General features: G+C 60.2%; 1 protein-coding gene. It reads right to left on the bottom strand.

What is annotated here, in order from left to right:
• On the bottom strand, positions 1-1,010 hold a 1,010-nt coding region (locus MPN20_RS17120; protein ID WP_242784067.1), incomplete at both ends, for an acyl-CoA dehydrogenase family protein.

Here is a 1,010-nt window from a genome sequence, read left to right as displayed (position 1 = left end):
GCGTCACGCCAATGACGCTCCACCGCGAAGTCCTTCGTGTACCCGGCACCACCATGGATCTGCACGCCCTCAGAGGTGACCTTCTCCGCCATCTCCGCCGCGAGGTATTTCACCATCGCGGCTTCCTTGTCACAGCGGGCACCGGAATCAATCTGTGTGCACACGTGATACATCAGCGCCCGGCAGGCCTCGATCTGGGCAGCCATGTCAGCAACCTTGAACCGCAGATGCTGGAAATCCGCCAGAGGGTGACCGAACTGGACCCGTTGCTTCAAATACGCGATCGAGTCCTCCAGTGCCGCCTGCGCCAAACCGATCGAACGAGCAGCAGTATGGGCTCGCCCCACTTCAAGACCGGACACGGCCTGGTAGAAGCCACGGTCTTCCTCACCCAGCAGGGCCTCTGCAGGCAAATGGAAGTCATCGAAGTTCAAATCCCAGGTCTTCCATCCGAAGTACCCGATCTTCTTCACCGCAGTCCCGCTCATACCTTCAGGGAACTCGCCGCGGTTCTTCTCCACGAGGAACGCCGAGATCCCCCGGTGACGCTTCTCTTCATCGGTCGAGGTGCGAGCGAAGAGGATGATGTAGTCGGCCTGATCAGCAAACGTGCACCACATCTTCGTGCCATTGATGACCCACCCACCGTCATCGGCGCGGGTGGCTTTGCAGCGAATGTTGGCAACATCGGAACCGGCTTCGGCCTCGGACAGGGCGAAGGCACCGAGATACTCGCCGGTGGCGACCTTCGGCAGCAATCGTGCTTCCTGCTCGGGTGAGAACCCGCCACCCATCCCGTTGCCACGGGCTAGGAGCCCACCAACGGACATCCAGGCTCTGGAGAGTTCTTCGGCCACGAGGCAGTACTCGAAGACACCGAGTCCCAGGCCACCGAATTCTTCGGGGATGAGGATGCCGAAGAATCCCATATCGGCCATCTGCTTGATCATCGAGTCGGGGAACTGTCCCTCAACGGGGTCGAGTTCATTGGCGATCGGCAAGACAACATC

Origin of the sequence: Brevibacterium sp. ZH18, from assembly GCF_022748595.1 — a bacterium.
Lineage (GTDB): Bacteria > Actinomycetota > Actinomycetes > Actinomycetales > Brevibacteriaceae > Brevibacterium.
The sequence above is the reverse complement of the archived record's forward strand: the minus strand, read 5'-3'. Positions and strand labels throughout refer to the sequence as shown.